The following is a 15,392-nucleotide window of genomic DNA, read 5'->3' as shown; positions in this document are numbered from 1 at the left end:
GTGTTCCCTTCGCATCGGTGCGGAAAGAGGAAAGACGGATCAGGCGGTCTGTTGAATTTCCGTGACCTTGGACAGCTCTACATCCGTGTTCCCGACCGTGAGCGTCGGTTCGCTGTCTCCGTTGAGCTTCGCCGCCGAGACCACACCGGTCTGGGACTGACCGAGGGAGTCCTGGTACGTAACTGTCTTGCCGACAAGTGAGCTGGCGCTGACCATCCGCTGGCCCCGCATCATGCCCAGCATGTCTTCCAGCTTCTCGACCTGCGTGAACTGCGCGGTCTGCGCCAGGAACTGGGTCGAATCCGCGGGATTCGACGGGTCCTGGTATTTGAGCTGGGCGACCAGCAGCTTGAGGAAAGTGTCCTTGTCGCCGAGGTCCTTGCTCTTGGCCGCCTGCTTCGCGGCCTCGGCCCTCGCAGCGGCCTGTGCCGCGTCGGAAGAGGCGCCGGTGTTGCCGATTCCAGAGGTCGGCGAGGTCATTGACTTCTCCTGTCCCTTGGCGAGCTCAATCTAAGCTTCGGCCCGGCCCAGGATTTGCTTAGGCACAATTTTGCGGGCCCGCCGGATCGGCGGGCCCGCAACAGGAGATCTTCGATTTTCCGCGTACGTCCGCGGTGACACCGCCCGCTCAGGGCGCCTGCGACAGGCTGAGCCTGCCCTTGCCGTAGCGACTGACCTCGACGTGCAGATCCAGCCGCCGGCCCAGCGCGAGCAGCACCGCCCGGGCGTCGCTCGGCAGCTCCATCCCCGGATAGAGCACCTGGTAGAGCTTGATGTGCGGGGCTCCCTCCCGGTTGAGCAGGCTGGTGAAGATGTTGCACAGCTCGAAGACGTTCTCCGCCAGGTTCGGATAGAGCTGTTTGTCCTCGACGCTGTCCTCGGCCGCACCGGCGGGCAGCAGCCCGAGTGCCGCTCCCGAGTTCGCCGCCAAGCTCAGATCCAGGCCCAGCACCGCGTACATCTTCTGGAAGTTGTCAGTGAAGATGGCGACCGTGGCGGTCCGGACCTCTTCCGCACCCAACGGCTCACCAGGGCTGACAGTCACTTCGCGGCCGAGGAGATCCTCGAACAGGTTGCGAACGGCTAATGAGCCAGGAAGAACCGAGACATCTGACATGTCGCAATCATCCCAAAATTGGAGCGAATACTTCGTCGAATCGCTCAGCGGTGAATGGCTTGACGATAAAGAAGGCCGATCCCGCCTCCTCCGCGGCGCTTTTCATCTCCGGTGTGCACTCCGAGGTGACGAACCCGAACTTGACCTTGTTGCCCGCCGCCCGAAGCCGCCGCAGCACGTCGATCCCGGTCATCTGCGGCATGTTCCAGTCGGAGATCACCAGATCCGGGTGCTCCTCCGTGGCCTTGTCGAAGGCCTCCTGTCCGTCAGCAGCCTCGACCAGGTCGTGGTCGCCGAAGCCGGCCTGCCGCAGGGTGCGGACGACGATCTGTCGCATCACCCGACTGTCATCGGCGATGAGGATCTTCATGCACCCTCCTCCTTCGTCTCGGCGCTGGCGTGCCACATCGAGATGGACACCGGCTCACCTTCCCAAGTTCCATAGATGCCGCTGATGCGCTCGGCGCTCGGATAACGCGCCGTACTCTCCGGCGCGAGTACCACCTGCGGGAGCGACAGCTGCGAACCCGGCGGGAGCATCGCCTTGACGTTGCCGCCGACGATGTTCGCCAGCTCGCCGAGCGTGTCCGAGATGTCCTCTTCGCTGACCTCGTCGATCTCCATCGCCAGGAAGGCGGCCGCGGCACGCTGGGCGGCGGCTCGGGAGGACGCGTAGACGACGTGCCCGTTCCAGGCACCGGTGATCGACACCGAGGAGTGCACCTCGGTGGGCTGGTCGTGGTCGTAGTTCTGCATCAGCGGGCTGACGCCCTCCGGATCCAGGTACGACTCCCAGACCTGTTCCACCATCTCAGCAAGATCGCTCTCGTCTACGTCGACTTCGACGCTCATGAGTTCGCTCCGGTCGGGACGAGGCCCAGCAGGGCCAACTTTTCGATCATGGCGCCCTCGGTGAAGGGCTTGATCACATACTCGTGGGCACCTGCGGCCAGCGCCCGGACAATCTGGCTCTGTTCGCTCTCCGTGGTGACCATGACCAGGGTCATCTCCCGCAGGCGAGGATCGGCCCGCACCTTCGTGACGAACTCGAGCCCGTTCATGTTGGGCATGTTCCAGTCGATGAGGGCCAGCTCTGGCACCTCGGTCATATCGGCGAGCAGGTCGAGTGCTTCTTTACCGTCACCCGCCTCGATCGCCTCGAAGTTCAGCTTCGTGACGATTCGCTTGAGGATCATGCGCATCGCGCGCGAGTCGTCGATCACCATGGCGCGCATCGGCGTCATCCCCTTCTCCCGGCACCCACGGGCACCGCGTTACGGATTCGGTAGGCGGACGTGCGGCCTGCGGCCACCCGCTCGTAGTTGTCGTCGATCCCGATCGTCGTCTCGGCAGCGCCGAGGAACAGCCAGCCGTCGGGGCGCAGCAGCTTCGCGGCGTTCTGCAGTACCTGTCGCTTCGTCGCGACGTCGAAGTAGATGAGGACATTGCGTAGAAAAATGACGTCGAACGGCTGCATCGGGGGGAACGGCGCGGTCAGGCTCATGTGCTTGAACGAGACGTTCCGGCGCAGCTGCTGAATGACCCGCCAGTGCGCACCGGATCGCTCGAAGTACTGCACCAGCTGGGTGGCCGGCAGACCGCGGTTCACCTCGACCTGGCTGAACTCGCCCTTCTCGGCCCGCTCGATCATCGCGGTGGAGATGTCGGTGCCCAGGATCTCGTACGCCCAGCCGGCCGGCAGCGCCTCTTGCAGCGTGATGGCCATGCTGTACGCCTCCTGGCCACTGGAGCTGGCCGCCGACCAGAAGCGCAGCTTGCGCGCCGCCGCCCGGGACTTCACCAGCTCCGGCAGCACCACGTCGGTGAGCGCGGTGTACGGCTCCCGGTCCCGGAACCAGGACGTCTCGTTGGTGGTCAGCGCGTCGATGATCTTGCGCTGATGCTGGGGGTTGGGCCGGCGCTGCAGGTCGGCCAGAAACTCGTTGACGTTGGGCGCCCCGACCGCCCGGGCGACCGGAATCAACCGGGCCTCGACCAGGTACTCCTTGCCTGGGGCGAGGACGATCGAGGCCTCCCGCCGAACCAGGTTGGAGACGAACGCGAAATCCGCCTGGGAGAGGGTCATCGCGCCACCGCCGGGGACCGGCCTACCCGCACACGGTTGATCAGCGCACTCGCGATCCGGTCCAGGGGCAGCACCTCGTCCGCCAGCCCGGCGGCGACCACAGCACCGGGCATACCCCAGACCACCGAGCTCGCCTCGTCCTGCGCCAAGATCTCGGCGCCCGAGTCCCGCAGCACTTTCGCACCACCCCGTCCGTCTTGTCCCATTCCAGTAAGAACGGCCGCGAATGCGGTGCCGCCGTACACCCCGGCTACCGACCGAAACATCACGTCCACGGCCGGGCGGCAGGAGTTCTCCTGCGGTGCGCCGCTGAGCTGGGTCAACGTCGACGTGCCCCGGCGGTTGAAGACCAGGTGCCGGTCGCCCGGGGCGATATAGACGGTGCCGGCCGCGAGCTCCATCCCGTCGCCGGCCTCCACCACCTTCATCGGGGCGCTGCGGTCCAGCCGGTCGGCGAACATCTTGGTGAAGACCGGCGGCATGTGCTGCGTGATCACCACCGGGACCGGCAGGTCCGCCGGGAGCTCGAGGAGCACCTTGGTCAGCGCGTCCGGGCCACCGGTGGACGAACCGATGGCCAGGATGTCGATCCGGCCCTGAGGTCCGCGCCGCGCCGCCAGCGGGCGGGCCGGCGCCGGGCCCGCGGCGCCCGGCCGGGCCGCGCCGAGCGGAGGCAGGCCGGGACGGGACGGTGCGGCACCGGGCCGCAGGCCCGCCGCCGGGGCCGGGCCCCGCGGGGGTGCGCCCGCCGCCGGCCGACGGCGTCCACCGAGAGCTTGAATCCGCGGTACGAGTTGTTCCCGGACCGCCGCGATGGACTCCGCCACCGAACCCACGTTGCTGGGCTTGGTGACGTAGTCGGTCGCCCCGGCGGCGAGCGCCTCCAGGGTCGCGGTCGCACCCGACATGGAGAGCGTGCTGAACATGATCACCGGCAGTAAGGCGTGCCGTTTCCGCAGCTCACGCACGGCTTCGATGCCGTTCATCTGCGGCATCTCGATATCCATGGTGACCACGTCGGGCTTGAGCTGGTCGATCTTGGTCTGGGCCAGCAGACCGTTCGCCGCGGTGCCGACCACCTGGATGTCCGGCGCCCCTCCGAGAGCATCGACGATCAGTCGACGGACCACCACGGAATCGTCGACGACGAGAACCGAGATCATTCGACCACTCCCTTCAACCGAGCCAGGCTGGACCGAGCGCCGCGACGACCGGCGCGAGCAGCCTGTGCGCCGTTGCGGTGTCCAGCAGATCGCGGACAACCAGCGCCTGGACGGCGCCGCTGAGCATGTTCCAGACCCCACCGGCCCGGTCGGCCAGCGGAATGCCGGCCGTGTCCACCGCCTGCACCAGCAGCATCTGCGCCGCGGCCGCGGTACGGACCCGATCCGAGAGATACGCCGCCCAGGACGCCGAATGCACGGCGGGCGACCAGCCAGCCGTGTTGCGCCGAGCGTCATCCGCCGCCGTCGAGACCCGTTCCCGGTCCTCCGGGCGCAGCGTGCGCAGCCGGTCGAGCAGGGCGGAGACGGTGTAGTGGTGCGGGCCGAGGTCGATCGGCGCGCCCGTTGGCAGCTTCTTCACCGCTGACACCCAGCCGGCGCCGAGGCGGCGGCGGATGTCGTCGTCCAGCACCTCACGCAGGTAGCAGCCGACCGCGGCGTCGCAGAGCAACGCGGTCGCGGCGGCCGCCTCCTCGGTCTGCCGGGCGGCCCGGCCGGTGCCCTCCCAGGTCCACGACATCACGTCGTAGCGCAGGCAGGTGAGCAGCGAGTCGACCGAGCCGATCGGCGCGCGCTCGACCAGGGCGAGATTGCCCGCCGGATCGTCACTGGACATGCCCTTGAGATTGGGCATCCGGCGGGCGGCGCTCTCCACCTCGACCCAGAGCGGGCCCCTGGCACCCTCGTCCGGAAGTCGCTCGGCGAGCACGGGAAGGTCGGCGCTCTGCAGACGCAACGCACGCAGCATCACCTCGGCCGCGGCCGACCCGCCGGGCATGCGGGTCAGGTCGAAGCCCAGAACAGGGGCGCTGACCAGGCTGTACATCAGATCGCGGCGCGGTACGTGTCGACCGCCTGATTGACGTCGAGGGCCAGCATCAACCGCCCGTCCAGCTTGAACGTGCCCACCACGAGCTCCCGGGTGGGACCGCTGAGCGTGTCCGGCGGCGGTTCGAAGGTCTCGTCGTCCAGGTCGACCACCTCACCGATCTTGTCCACCAGCAGGCTCACCGGCTCACCGTCACCCCGCAGGATCACGTTCATCACCGGGCCCTGCAGGGCCTGCCGGGCCAGCCCGAGCTGGACCCGCAGGTCGACGGCGGCGATCACCTGGCCGCGCAGATTGAACAGGCCTCCGACGGCCGGCGGCGCGTGCGGCACCGGGGTGTACTCGTTGTACGAGAGCACCTCCTGCACCGTGTGCACCTCGACCCCGAAGAGCTGGCCGTCCACCTCGAAGGTGGCGAACTGGCGACTCGCCATCTCAGGCCTCCACCAACATCTCGTCGGCCATGTCGCTGTAGAAGTTCGGGTCGGCCGCGAGGATCGCCCGGCGCACGTCGAGCAGCTCGGTGACCCGCTGCTGGATCACCGCGGTGCCGACCAGGCCGTCCTCCTCGGCGTCCCGGCGGGCCGTCGTCGAGTTCTCGGCGATGTCCACGATCCGGTCGACCACCAGGGCCACGCTCCGTCCGCCCTCGCTGTAGACGACCACCGACACCGTGTCGCCCTCGGGCTCCTCGCCGTACGCCCCGAGCAGGTGCGACAACCGCACCAGCGGGAGAATCTGTCCCCGGTACTGGACCACCTCGCGGGAGCCGGCCTGTTCGAGCCGATCCTTGGGGAATTCCTCGAGCCGGGTGACCGTGTCCAGCGGGATCGCCACCCGACGCTCGCCGACCGCGGTGACCAGCAGGCGCTCGGTGCCGCCGCCGCCCTCGGTGCGCTTCTCGACGACGCTCTCCCGCTCCGCCTCGGCGGCCAGGTGCGACCGGCGGGCCAGCGAGGAGACGTCCAGGATCAGGCCCACCTTGCCGTCGCCGAGGATGGTGGCGCCGGCGTACAGACCGATGTCCTTCAGGCGGGTGTTGAGGGCCTTGACCACGACCTCTTCGGTGTTCAGCACCCGGTCCACGACCAGGCCGAACCGCCGGCCGTCGGCCTGCAGCACCATGATGTAGACGCCCTGGTCGCCGCCGACCTCGAAGCCGAGCGCCCGATCCAGGCGGACGAGCGGGAGCAGCTTGCCGCGCAGACGGTAGACCGGCGCGCCCGAGGCGTACTCGATCTTGGTGGTATTCCCGTCGACGAAGACCAGTTCCAGCACCGCCACCTGGGGCACGACGTACCGCTGGTCGCCGCAGTCGACGGTGAGCGCCTGGATGATGGCCAGGGTCAGCGGGATGGTGAGCCGCCAGACCGTGCCCTCGCCCGCCGTCGAGTCGACGCTGACCGCGCCACCGATGCTCTCGATGTTGGTCTTGACGACGTCCATGCCGACGCCGCGGCCGGAGACGTTGGTGACCTTCGCCGCGGTGGAGAAGCCGGGCTGGAAGACCATCGCCATGATGTCGCGTTTGTCCATGTTCGGCACCTGCTCCGGCCGGAGCAGCCCGTTCTCCACGGCCTTCTGCGCGATCCGCTCCACGTTCAGGCCGGCGCCGTCGTCGGCCACCTCGACCGCGACGTGCCCACCCTCGTGGTAGGCGCGAAGGGTCAGGGTGCCCTCGGCGCCCTTGCCGGCCGCGATCCGGGTCTCCGGGTCCTCGATGCCGTGGTCGACCGCGTTGCGGACCAGGTGGGTCAGCGGGTCCTTGACCGCCTCCAGCAGGCTCCGGTCGAGTTCGGTCTCCTTGCCCTGCATGTCCAGCTGGACCTGCTTGCCCAGGGAGTTGCTCAGGTCCCGGACGACTCGGGGCAGCTTGGACCAGATGTGCTCGATGGGCTGCATCCGGGTCTTCATGATGCCCTCTTGCAGCTCACTGGTGATCATGCCGAGCCGCTGCGCGCTGCGCACCAGGCCGGAGTCGCCGATCTCCATGACACCGCGGACCAGCTGGTTCCGGGCCAGCACCAGCTCGCCGACCATGTTCAGCAGGGTGTCCAGCAGGTCGACGTCGACCCGGATCGCGCTGTCCGCGATGCTCCGCTTGGCCGTCTGCGACTGCAACGCCTCGTTCACCGCGGCCGGCTGGGTCTTGCCCTCCTCCAGCAGGATCGTGCCGAGCTTGCGCTCGTCGCCCTCGATCTGCTGCTGCAGTGCGGAGGTGACGTCGGTGGACTGTGCCGCGCCGGCTTCGACCAGGAGCTGGCCCAACGGCTGACGCTGCTCCGCGATCGGCTCGGGAGCCGGACGGAGGACCGCCGGCGCCTCGTTCTCCACCGAGACCGGCGTCTCGACCTCGGCGGACGGCTCGGAAGCCGGGGCCGGTGCGGCGGCCGGAGCGCCGTCCGACGGCGCGTCCATCTGCGCCTTGATCCGGACGATCATGCTGTCGACGTCGACCTCGTCCTCGGTGCCCTTCTCCTCGATCGAGGCGAGCAGTGAACGGACGCCGTCGATGCACAGGAGCAGGACGGTGATGGTCTCCGGGGTGACCGGCTGGACGCCGTCGCGCAACCGGGACAGCAACGACTCCCCGGCGTGCGCCAGCTTCTCCAGTCGGGAGAACGCCAGGAATCCACTCGTGCCCTTGATCGTGTGGATCGCCCGGAAGATGCGGGAGATCAGGTCACGCGAGTCCGGTTCCTGCTCAAGGCTTACGAGGTCTCGGTCGATCTGGTCCAGGTTCTCGTGCGACTCCAAGAGGAATTCGCCGACGATCTCGCCAAGGTCTTCCACGACACCCACCTCCTGCTCGGCTTCACAGCCCTCATCGACCCCTGCGCGCGCCAACTGAGGGGACTCGCTCGGCACGCCGTATGAACCTTTTTCAACCTGGCATCGACCCCGGGTGCGCAGGGTCGTTTCCGGCGATCGACAGCCGCCCCACGCTGAAAAAAGTTCAGTTGTCAGGCTTCTCCGCCGGGACGGCGGTAGCGGTACCCGAATCCTCGAACCGACTCGATCGGCGATTCATCCGGATCGGACCAGCCGAGCTTGCGTCGCAACCGCAGCACCGCGAACTTGACCCGCTCCTGGCCGATGCCGGTGGGGTCGTCCCAGGCCTGGGTCAGCAGCTGGTTCGGCGAAAGCACCGCGCCGGCGTGCCGGACCAGCGCGTTGAGCAGGCGGAATTCGGTCGGAGTGAGCCGCTTCTCGTCGCCCTTGACGTAGACCCGGCGCTTGGTCGGGTCCAGGTGGACCAGACCGTCGTCGTAGATCTGGCTGGCCCAGTTGTTCTGGCCGCTGGACGCGCGACGCAGCAGCGCCTCGACCCGCGCCAGCAATTCGTTGTTGGCGAACGGCTTGGTCAGGTAGTCGTCGGCACCGCCACGCAGGCCGCGGACCTTCTCGGCCTCCTGACCGTGCGCGGTGAGCACCAGCACCGGCACGTCCGAGACGTCCCGCAGCCGCTCCAGCACCTGCCAACCGTCCATCTCCGGCAGACCCACGTCGAGCACCACGAGATCGGGGTGCTCGGCGTACGCCTCCTTGAGACCGGAACGGCCGTCCGCGGCGTGGGCCACCTCGTACCCGGCCCGGCTGAACAGCAGCCGAAGGGCGAGTGCGATGTCCGGGTCGTCCTCGACCACGAGTAGGCGACTCATCGTGTGTTCACCCTGCCCCCAACCCGTGCTCGCGCCCAGTTTCGGGCACGATCGATCCTCGGGCGCGAAAACGCCGGAGATTCGATGTCTTGCTGGCACCGCCCACGCGACCCGCGGGCGGGAGATATTCAACGACGCAAAGACACCATAGCGTGATGTCATCACCTATATACGGACAGTGACAGTTTAGCGGGCCGAGGGCCGGGCCAAGGGCCGGTCCAGGAGACAGAACCCATGGCCACCCCGTCCGGCGGCGGGCGCAACCGGCGAATCCCGGCCCGCTCGCTGATCCCAACAGGATTTCATAACGAATGCGGCGTTTCAGCCATTCCGTGAAAGATGTGACAGGAGACGAACTACGGGGTCCGATATGCCTGATGGACGAATCGCGTCCACACGCATCCGAGGGGAAACCCGTGTTCGACAAGGTGAAACGCCGTGCGTCCGCGCTAGCGGCCGCGCCCGCACTGATCGTCGCCCTGCCCGTCGCATTGCTCGCCCTGCCGCTCACGGTCCACGCCCAGGGACCGGTGGTGCCGGAGCGGCCAGCAGGTCGGCCCATCGCCGCACGTCCCGCCCCGGCGACGTCACCCGGTCGGGCGGCGATCTCCAGACCGGCCGCACGGATCACACCGCGGATCGCCGCGGTGCCGGCCGGCGCGGCCACCCCCGACCCGGAGAAGGCCCGGGCCCGCACCCTGATGCACCAGATCATCCGGCTGACCAACGGGGAGCGGGCGGAGGCCGGCTGTCCGCGTCTCGGGGTGGACCACGAACTGATCGTGGCGGCCGCGACACAGAGCGCCTACATGGCCCGGACCCGACTGTTCAGCCACGTCTGGCGGGACGGCTCGACTTTCGCCATGCGGATCCAGCGGACCGGCTACCGCTCGCCCGCCGGCGAGAACATCGCCTGGGGCTATTCGACCGCGCCCGAGGTGATGAAGGCCTGGATGGCCAGCCCCGGGCACCGGGCGAACATCCTCAACTGCGGGACGAAGTCGATGGGCGCGGCCATCGCCTACGCCTCCGACGGGACGCCGTACTACACCCAGGTGTTCGGCTGGCGCTGAACCGGTTCTTCACCGGGCCGGCCTCACAGGTCGCAGTTCACCAGCACCGGCTCGGGGTGCAGTTCGATGCCGAATCGCTCCTGCACCCCGTCCCGGATGGTCCGGGCCAGGTCCAGCAACGCCGCGGTGTCCCCGCCGCCACGGTTGGTCAGCGCCAGCGTGTGCTTGGTGGAGATGGCGACACCCGTGCCGGCGAAGCCCTTGGAGAAGCCGGCCTGCTCGATCAGCCAGGCCGCCGGGACCTTGACCGTGCCGTCCACGCCCGGCCAGTTCGGGATCTCTCCCCTGGCCGCGGTCAGCTCCGCGAAGAACTCGGCGGAGACCACCGGGTTGGTGAAGAAGGAGCCCACCGACCAGGTGTCCCGGTCCTCCGGGTCGAGCACCATGCCCTTGCCTGCGCGCAGCTTGAGCACGGTCTGGCGGGCCTGCTCCAGGGGCACCCGGTCACCCGCCTCGACGCCCAGCCGACGGGCCAGCTCGGCGTACCGGATCGGGGCCGACAGGTCCTGCCGCGCCAGCCGGAAGTCCACCGCGGTGACCAGGTAGCGGTCGTTGTGCTTGAACACGCTCGCGCGGTAGCCGAAACGGCACTCCTCCGGCGTCATCACCAGCTGCTCGTCGGCGAGGCGGTCGTAGGCGTGCACCGCCTCGACGGTGTGCGCGACCTCCTGGCCGTAGGCGCCCACGTTCTGGATCGGGGTGGCGCCGGCCGAGCCCGGGATGCCGGAGAGGCACTCGACGCCGGACCAGGAGTTGCGCACGGCGTACGCCACGAAATCGTCCCAGGGCTCACCGGCCGCGACCCGGACCACCACCTCGCCGGCGTCCTCCGCGACCACCTCGACGCCGCGGTTGCGCAGCAGCAGCACCTCGCCGGCGAAGCCGGCGTCACCGATCACGACGTTGCTGCCACCGGCCAGGACCAGGATCGGACGTCCCTCGGAAGTGGCTTTTCGAACCGTAGCGACGGCTTCGTCCGTCTTGACCGCAGTGGTCATCGTGCCGGCGGGGCCACCGAGGCGTAGCGTCGTATATGCCGCCAGGCCTCGGTCCGTAGCCGGGAATGTGTCAGTCGGGTGATCGGCGAATGCGTCGGGCACGACGTTCACCCTAAGCTCATAAGACGGAGTGATTGCACCGGCGGTCCGGCCGAGCGGGAGACGACTGCGATGAACAGGCTGCACGCGACGAAGGACTTCTGGCTGGCGGCACTGCGCGCCGACGGCCCCGCCCTCTGGGACGCCGTCGCCGAGACCGGGCCGGACGCGGCCGTGCCGTACTGCCCCGACTGGACCACCGCCGACCTGGCCTACCACGTCACCGACCTGCTGCGCTGGGTCCGGGCCGAGGTGGCGCGCGGCGTGACCGACCGGCCCGAGCCACTTGTCGCGCCGGACACCCGGCCGGAGTGGGACGAGACGCTCGACCAGCTCCGGCGGGAGCTGACCGGGACGATCGAGACGCTCGAGGCGCTCGACCCGGACTTCCCGGCGTGGAACTGGGCCCCGCAGCCGAAACGAGCCGCCTTCTGGGATCGCCGGATCGCGCACGAGATCTCGGTGCACCGCTGGGACGCCGAGGCGGCGGCCGGGCGGCCCACCCCGATCGAGACCAAGCTGGCCACCGACGGGGTGGCCGAGATCCTGGACACCTGGCTGCCGGCCGGCAGACGGCGGGGGCCGACCGACCTGCACGGCGTGGTGCACCTGGTGGGGACCGACGCCGAGCAGGAGTGGTTCGTCCGGCTGCGCGGGGCGGGGATCGCGCTGCTGGACATCGGGACGATCCTCGACACCGACGATCACCACGCCCGGGCCAAGGCGATCGGGACGACGAGCGACCTCCAACTGACCCTGATGGGCCGCAAGCGCCCGGATCAGCTCGCCCTCAGCGGTGACCCCCGCCTGTTCCAGGCCCTGCGGACAGGCTGAGTCCGGCCCGCACCGGTCGCCGCCGATCGACACGAGCGAAGCGAGCCCCGCTCCGCCTGAATACAGATGACGTCGCGGTATCGGTTCCGTCTCGTAAGATGAACCGGTTAAGTTGAGCGGACTGATCATGCGGAACAGGAACAGGAAGTGGTGAAGACATGACGGCAACCGTCACGTCCACGTCGGCGCAGCCGGCGCGTGCGGGGATCACCTTCCCCGACGGCTTCGTCTGGGGCGCGGCCACGGCCTCGTACCAGATCGAGGGGGCGGCGCGGGAGGACGGTCGCGGCCCGTCCATCTGGGACACCTTCAGCCGTACGCCCGGAAAGGTGTACGCCGGTCACACCGGTGACATCGCCTGCGACCACTACCACCGGTACCGCGACGACGTGGCGCTGATGGCCGGCCTCGGCCTGGCCTCGTACCGGTTCTCCATCGCCTGGCCTCGGGTCCGCCCGGACGGCACCGGCCCGGTCAACCCCAAGGGCCTCGACTTCTACGACCGGCTCACCGACGAGCTGCTCGGCAAGGGCATCGATCCGGTCGTCACCCTCTACCACTGGGACCTCCCGCAGACGCTGGAGGACAAGGGCGGCTGGGCCAACCGCGAGACCGCCGAGGCGTTCGGCGACTACGCCGAGGTGGTGTACCGCAAGCTCGGCGACCGGGTGGCCACCTGGACCACGCTGAACGAGCCGTGGTGCTCGGCCTACCTCGGTTACGGCTCCGGCATCCACGCCCCGGGCGTCAAGGACCCGGCGAAGGCTCTGGCCGCCGTGCACCACCTGAACCTCGGCCACGGCCTCGCCGCCCAGGCGCTGCGGGCCGCCGGAGCCCAGCGGATCAGCATCACGCTCAACCCGTGCGAGGTCTACCCGGTCGACCCGGAGAGCCCGGCCGACCGGGACGCGGCCCGGCTGATCGACGGGCTGGCCAACCGGATCTTCCTGGACCCGCTGCTGCGCGGGGAGTACCCGGCGGACGTTCTGGAGCACATCGGCCGGCTCACCGATCTGTCGTACCTCCAGGACGGCGATCTGAAGATCATCAACCAGCCGATCGACGTGCTCGGCATCAACTTCTACAACCCGTCGTACGTCTCCGCGAAGCCCGGCGCTCCCGGCGCCCTGGACTACCCGGGCAGCGAGGGCATCGCGTTCCGCCCGCCGGCCGGCCCGGTCACCGACATGAACTGGCCGATCGAGCCGGCCAGTCTGACCCGGCTGCTCACCCGGATCCACCGGGACTACCCGGGCACCCCCCTGATGATCACCGAGAACGGCGCCGCGTTCCCGGAAGGCCCGTCCGCCGACGGCACCGTTCCCGACCAGCGCCGAATCGATTATGTGGACGGTCACCTGCGCGCCTGTCACGACGCTCTGGCCGCCGGAGTGGATCTGCGGGGATACTTCCTCTGGTCGCTGATGGACAACTTCGAATGGGCCGAGGGATACGCGAAGCGCTTCGGTATCGTGCACGTCGACTACACGACGCAACAGCGTGTGCTCAAGGACAGCGCGAAGTGGTACCGCGAGGTGATCCGGCGCAACGGCCTGGAGTGACCCATATTTAGGAGCTGTTTGTGACGACGCGGGAGCGGCCCACCCTCGAAGCGGTGGCCCGGCGCGCCGGGGTTTCCCGCGCGACAGTCTCCCGCGTCGTCAACGGCTCGACCTCGGTCGCCGCCGCCATCCGTGAGGCGGTCAACCACGCGGTGGAAGAGCTGGGGTATGTGCCGAACCAGGCCGCCCGCAGCCTGGTCACCCAGCGGACCGACTCGATCGCCCTGATCCTGCCGGAGACGGCGAACCGGGTCTTCTCCGACGACCTGTTCTTCCCGGCGATCATCCGCGGCGTCGGCATGGAGCTGGAGACCGCCGACAAGCAGCTGGTGCTGATGATGACCGGCTCCGAGGCCGGCCATCACCGGGTCGAACGGTATGCGGTCGCCGGCCACGTCGACGGCGTCATGTTCGCCTCGATCCACGGTGCCGACCCGCTGCCCGGAGCGCTCGCCCGGCGCGGCATCCCGGTCATCTGCAGCGGCCGCCCGATGAACGCCGAGCCTCCGGTGCCGTACGTGGACGTCGACCACGCCGGCGGGGTGGCCGCCGCGGTCGAGCACCTGATCGCCGGCGGCCGGCGGCGGATCGCCACCATCGCCGGGCCGCAGGACATGGTCGCCGGGATCGAACGGCTCGCGGGGTACCGGGCGACGCTCCGCGCGGCCGGGCTGCCCGAGACGGTGGTGACCGGTGACTTCACCCGGGAATCGGGGATCGACGGGATGCGGGCGCTGCTCGCCCGGGACCCCTCGCTGGACGCGGTCTTCGTGGCGTCCGACCTGATGGCGCACGGGGCGCTGACGGCGCTGCGGGAGAGCGGCCGGCGGGTACCGTCCGACGTCGCGGTGATCGGTTTCGACGACTTCGACATCAGCCGGTACAGCGATCCGCCGCTGACCACCGTCCGGCAGCCGATCGGCGAGATCGGGCAGACGCTGGCCCGTCAGATGCTGCTCATGATCGGCGGCGGAGCCGAGGTGCCCGAGTCGGTGGTCCTCCCCACCGAGCTGATCATCCGCGACTCCGCCTGACCCGGCCCGCCGACCGGCCGGAGCCGGTCGGGGGTCACAGGGAGCCGACGGTGGTGATGTCGATGGGCTGGCCGAGGACGCGACGGGACAGCAGGGTCGCGCCGGCGATGGCGGCGGGCATCAGGAAGATCGCGCCGAGCGGGATCAGGAAGGCGCAGAACACCGCGGCGCCGAAGCCGAGGGTGAGCGGCACGTTCCCGGCGAGCACCACGCGGCGGTGGCGCAGTCGCTGGCCGCGACGCTGGAACGGCACGCCGGTCAGCTCCAGGGCGAGCAGCCAGCCGCCGACCGCGGCGGCCAGCACCGGGATCACCGTCTGGCCGACCACCGGGATGAGGCCGAGCAGGAAGAGCGGGATGCCGACCAGGATGGAGAGGCCGATCAGCCGCAGCGAGTCGGCCAGGCTGCGGCGCAGCGCACTCCAGAATCTGACCTCGACCCCGTTCGCGACACCACCGAACCGGTCCTCGACCAGCTCGGAGATCTTCTCGTAGAAGGGGTCGCCGATCAGCAGGGTGACCGCGGTGTAGGTGAGGATGCCGAGCAGGAGGGCCAGCCCGAGCAGCCCGGCGCCGGCCAGCACCTCGATGAGGTCGCGCCAGAAATTCGACCAGTCGTCGGCGAACCAGGTGGCCAACTCGGAGAGGGCCGGCAGGAAACGGATCAGGACGACCAGCGCGATCGTGTAGAGCACCCCGGAGAGGAGCGCGGGGAGCAGGCCCAGCCCGAGCAGCCGGGGACTGCGCAGGACCAGGCCCAGGCCACGGCCGAGCAGACCGGCACCGGTGGCGAACTGGCGAATCGCGGCCATCGGCCGATTCGGATCTTCCTTCACGACCCGCGAGCTTAGTGGTGCCTGTCTCGTGCGCCGCGCG

At 69.1% G+C, this 15,392-nt stretch carries 17 protein-coding genes; 4 read left to right on the top strand and 13 right to left on the bottom strand.

What is annotated here, in order from left to right:
- Nucleotides 1-39: 39 nt before the first annotated feature.
- The 11 genes from CHC09_RS35565 to CHC09_RS35515 form a co-directional block, all read right to left on the bottom strand.
- Nucleotides 40-480, bottom strand: a complete 441-nt coding sequence (locus CHC09_RS35565) for a flagellar hook assembly protein FlgD (RefSeq protein ID WP_089297657.1) — start codon at nucleotides 478-480, stop codon at nucleotides 40-42.
- A gap of 148 nt (nucleotides 481-628) precedes the next feature.
- Nucleotides 629-1,045, bottom strand: a complete 417-nt coding sequence (locus CHC09_RS35560) for a hypothetical protein (RefSeq protein WP_239138723.1) — start codon at nucleotides 1,043-1,045, stop codon at nucleotides 629-631.
- Nucleotides 1,046-1,124: 79 nt separating this feature from the next.
- Nucleotides 1,125-1,487, bottom strand: a complete 363-nt coding sequence (locus CHC09_RS35555) for a response regulator (protein ID WP_089297655.1) — start codon at nucleotides 1,485-1,487, stop codon at nucleotides 1,125-1,127.
- Complete coding sequence (locus tag CHC09_RS35550) at nucleotides 1,484-1,969, bottom strand: chemotaxis protein CheX (protein ID WP_089297654.1); 486 nt, start codon at nucleotides 1,967-1,969, stop codon at nucleotides 1,484-1,486. Before CHC09_RS35550 ends, CHC09_RS35555 begins: the two co-directional genes overlap by 4 nt.
- Nucleotides 1,966-2,361 carry a response regulator gene (locus CHC09_RS35545; protein WP_089297653.1) on the bottom strand — a complete coding sequence of 132 codons (396 nt, stop codon included), beginning with the start codon at nucleotides 2,359-2,361 and terminating at the stop codon, nucleotides 1,966-1,968. The genes CHC09_RS35550 and CHC09_RS35545 overlap by 4 nt, the downstream gene beginning before the upstream one ends.
- Nucleotides 2,358-3,203, bottom strand: coding sequence for a CheR family methyltransferase (locus tag CHC09_RS35540; RefSeq protein ID WP_089297652.1), 846 nt, complete (start codon nucleotides 3,201-3,203; stop codon nucleotides 2,358-2,360). The genes CHC09_RS35545 and CHC09_RS35540 overlap by 4 nt, the downstream gene beginning before the upstream one ends.
- A complete protein-coding gene (gene cheB / locus CHC09_RS35535) occupies nucleotides 3,200-4,366 on the bottom strand; it encodes a chemotaxis-specific protein-glutamate methyltransferase CheB (protein ID WP_089297651.1) in 1,167 nt (388 codons plus the stop codon). Before cheB ends, CHC09_RS35540 begins: the two co-directional genes overlap by 4 nt.
- Before the next feature lie 13 nt (nucleotides 4,367-4,379).
- On the bottom strand, nucleotides 4,380-5,252 hold the full coding sequence (locus CHC09_RS35530; RefSeq protein WP_089297650.1) for a hypothetical protein: 873 nt from the start codon (nucleotides 5,250-5,252) through the stop codon (nucleotides 4,380-4,382).
- A complete protein-coding gene (locus CHC09_RS35525) occupies nucleotides 5,252-5,689 on the bottom strand; it encodes a chemotaxis protein CheW (protein ID WP_089297649.1) in 438 nt (145 codons plus the stop codon). Before CHC09_RS35525 ends, CHC09_RS35530 begins: the two co-directional genes overlap by 1 nt.
- 1 nt (nucleotide 5,690) lies before the next feature.
- Entirely contained in the window at nucleotides 5,691-8,048 is a 2,358-nt protein-coding gene (locus CHC09_RS35520; protein WP_089297698.1) for a chemotaxis protein CheA, read from the bottom strand.
- Between the two features lie 170 nt (nucleotides 8,049-8,218).
- Nucleotides 8,219-8,917, bottom strand: a complete 699-nt coding sequence (locus CHC09_RS35515) for a response regulator transcription factor (protein ID WP_089297648.1) — start codon at nucleotides 8,915-8,917, stop codon at nucleotides 8,219-8,221.
- Between the two features lie 416 nt (nucleotides 8,918-9,333).
- Here CHC09_RS35515 and CHC09_RS35510 point away from each other — a divergent pair, with 416 nt between their 5' ends.
- Nucleotides 9,334-9,990, top strand: a complete 657-nt coding sequence (locus CHC09_RS35510; RefSeq protein ID WP_089297647.1) for a CAP domain-containing protein — start codon at nucleotides 9,334-9,336, stop codon at nucleotides 9,988-9,990.
- Between the two features lie 23 nt (nucleotides 9,991-10,013).
- Here the strand turns inward: CHC09_RS35510 and CHC09_RS35505 are convergent, their stop codons facing one another.
- A complete protein-coding gene (locus CHC09_RS35505) occupies nucleotides 10,014-11,090 on the bottom strand; it encodes a UDP-N-acetylmuramate dehydrogenase (RefSeq protein WP_089297697.1) in 1,077 nt (358 codons plus the stop codon).
- Nucleotides 11,091-11,159: 69 nt separating this feature from the next.
- Here CHC09_RS35505 and CHC09_RS35500 point away from each other — a divergent pair, with 69 nt between their 5' ends.
- The 3 genes from CHC09_RS35500 to CHC09_RS35490 all read left to right on the top strand — a co-directional run bounded on the left by CHC09_RS35500 (nucleotide 11,160) and on the right by CHC09_RS35490 (nucleotide 14,517).
- The gene (locus CHC09_RS35500) at nucleotides 11,160-11,921 is read left to right on the top strand and encodes a maleylpyruvate isomerase family mycothiol-dependent enzyme (RefSeq protein WP_089297646.1); all 762 of its coding nucleotides are present in this window, start codon (nucleotides 11,160-11,162) and stop codon (nucleotides 11,919-11,921) included.
- Between the two features lie 158 nt (nucleotides 11,922-12,079).
- Nucleotides 12,080-13,483: a GH1 family beta-glucosidase gene (locus CHC09_RS35495; RefSeq protein WP_089297645.1), complete on the top strand. Its 1,404-nt coding sequence runs from the start codon at nucleotides 12,080-12,082 to the stop codon at nucleotides 13,481-13,483.
- Between the two features lie 20 nt (nucleotides 13,484-13,503).
- The gene (locus tag CHC09_RS35490; protein ID WP_089297644.1) at nucleotides 13,504-14,517 is read left to right on the top strand and encodes a LacI family DNA-binding transcriptional regulator; all 1,014 of its coding nucleotides are present in this window, start codon (nucleotides 13,504-13,506) and stop codon (nucleotides 14,515-14,517) included.
- A 34-nt stretch (nucleotides 14,518-14,551) separates the two neighbouring features.
- Here the strand turns inward: CHC09_RS35490 and CHC09_RS35485 are convergent, their stop codons facing one another.
- Entirely contained in the window at nucleotides 14,552-15,328 is a 777-nt protein-coding gene (locus CHC09_RS35485) for an EI24 domain-containing protein (RefSeq protein ID WP_089297643.1), read from the bottom strand.
- Nucleotides 15,329-15,392: the final 64 nt, after the last annotated feature.

This window comes from Actinoplanes regularis (assembly GCF_900188005.1).
GTDB classification, from domain to species: domain Bacteria; phylum Actinomycetota; class Actinomycetes; order Mycobacteriales; family Micromonosporaceae; genus Actinoplanes; species Actinoplanes regularis.
Note: the sequence above shows the minus strand (reverse complement) of the source record. Positions and strands in the feature narration are given on the sequence as shown.

What these genes read in the sequence shown, in the direction of transcription:
- CHC09_RS35565 (WP_089297657.1), bottom strand. Translation starts at nt 480, where the DNA reads ATGACCTCGCCGACCTCTGGAATCGGCAACACCGGCGCCTCTTCCGAC.
- CHC09_RS35555 (WP_089297655.1), bottom strand. Translation starts at nt 1,487, where the DNA reads ATGAAGATCCTCATCGCCGATGACAGTCGGGTGATGCGACAGATCGTC.
- CHC09_RS35550 (WP_089297654.1), bottom strand. Translation starts at nt 1,969, where the DNA reads ATGAGCGTCGAAGTCGACGTAGACGAGAGCGATCTTGCTGAGATGGTG.
- CHC09_RS35545 (WP_089297653.1), bottom strand. Translation starts at nt 2,361, where the DNA reads ATGACGCCGATGCGCGCCATGGTGATCGACGACTCGCGCGCGATGCGC.
- CHC09_RS35540 (WP_089297652.1), bottom strand. Translation starts at nt 3,203, where the DNA reads ATGACCCTCTCCCAGGCGGATTTCGCGTTCGTCTCCAACCTGGTTCGG.
- cheB (WP_089297651.1), bottom strand. Translation starts at nt 4,366, where the DNA reads ATGATCTCGGTTCTCGTCGTCGACGATTCCGTGGTGGTCCGTCGACTG.
- CHC09_RS35530 (WP_089297650.1), bottom strand. Translation starts at nt 5,252, where the DNA reads ATGTACAGCCTGGTCAGCGCCCCTGTTCTGGGCTTCGACCTGACCCGC.
- CHC09_RS35525 (WP_089297649.1), bottom strand. Translation starts at nt 5,689, where the DNA reads ATGGCGAGTCGCCAGTTCGCCACCTTCGAGGTGGACGGCCAGCTCTTC.
- CHC09_RS35515 (WP_089297648.1), bottom strand. Translation starts at nt 8,917, where the DNA reads ATGAGTCGCCTACTCGTGGTCGAGGACGACCCGGACATCGCACTCGCC.
- CHC09_RS35500 (WP_089297646.1), top strand. Translation starts at nt 11,160, where the DNA reads ATGAACAGGCTGCACGCGACGAAGGACTTCTGGCTGGCGGCACTGCGC.
- CHC09_RS35495 (WP_089297645.1), top strand. Translation starts at nt 12,080, where the DNA reads ATGACGGCAACCGTCACGTCCACGTCGGCGCAGCCGGCGCGTGCGGGG.
- CHC09_RS35485 (WP_089297643.1), bottom strand. Translation starts at nt 15,328, where the DNA reads ATGGCCGCGATTCGCCAGTTCGCCACCGGTGCCGGTCTGCTCGGCCGT.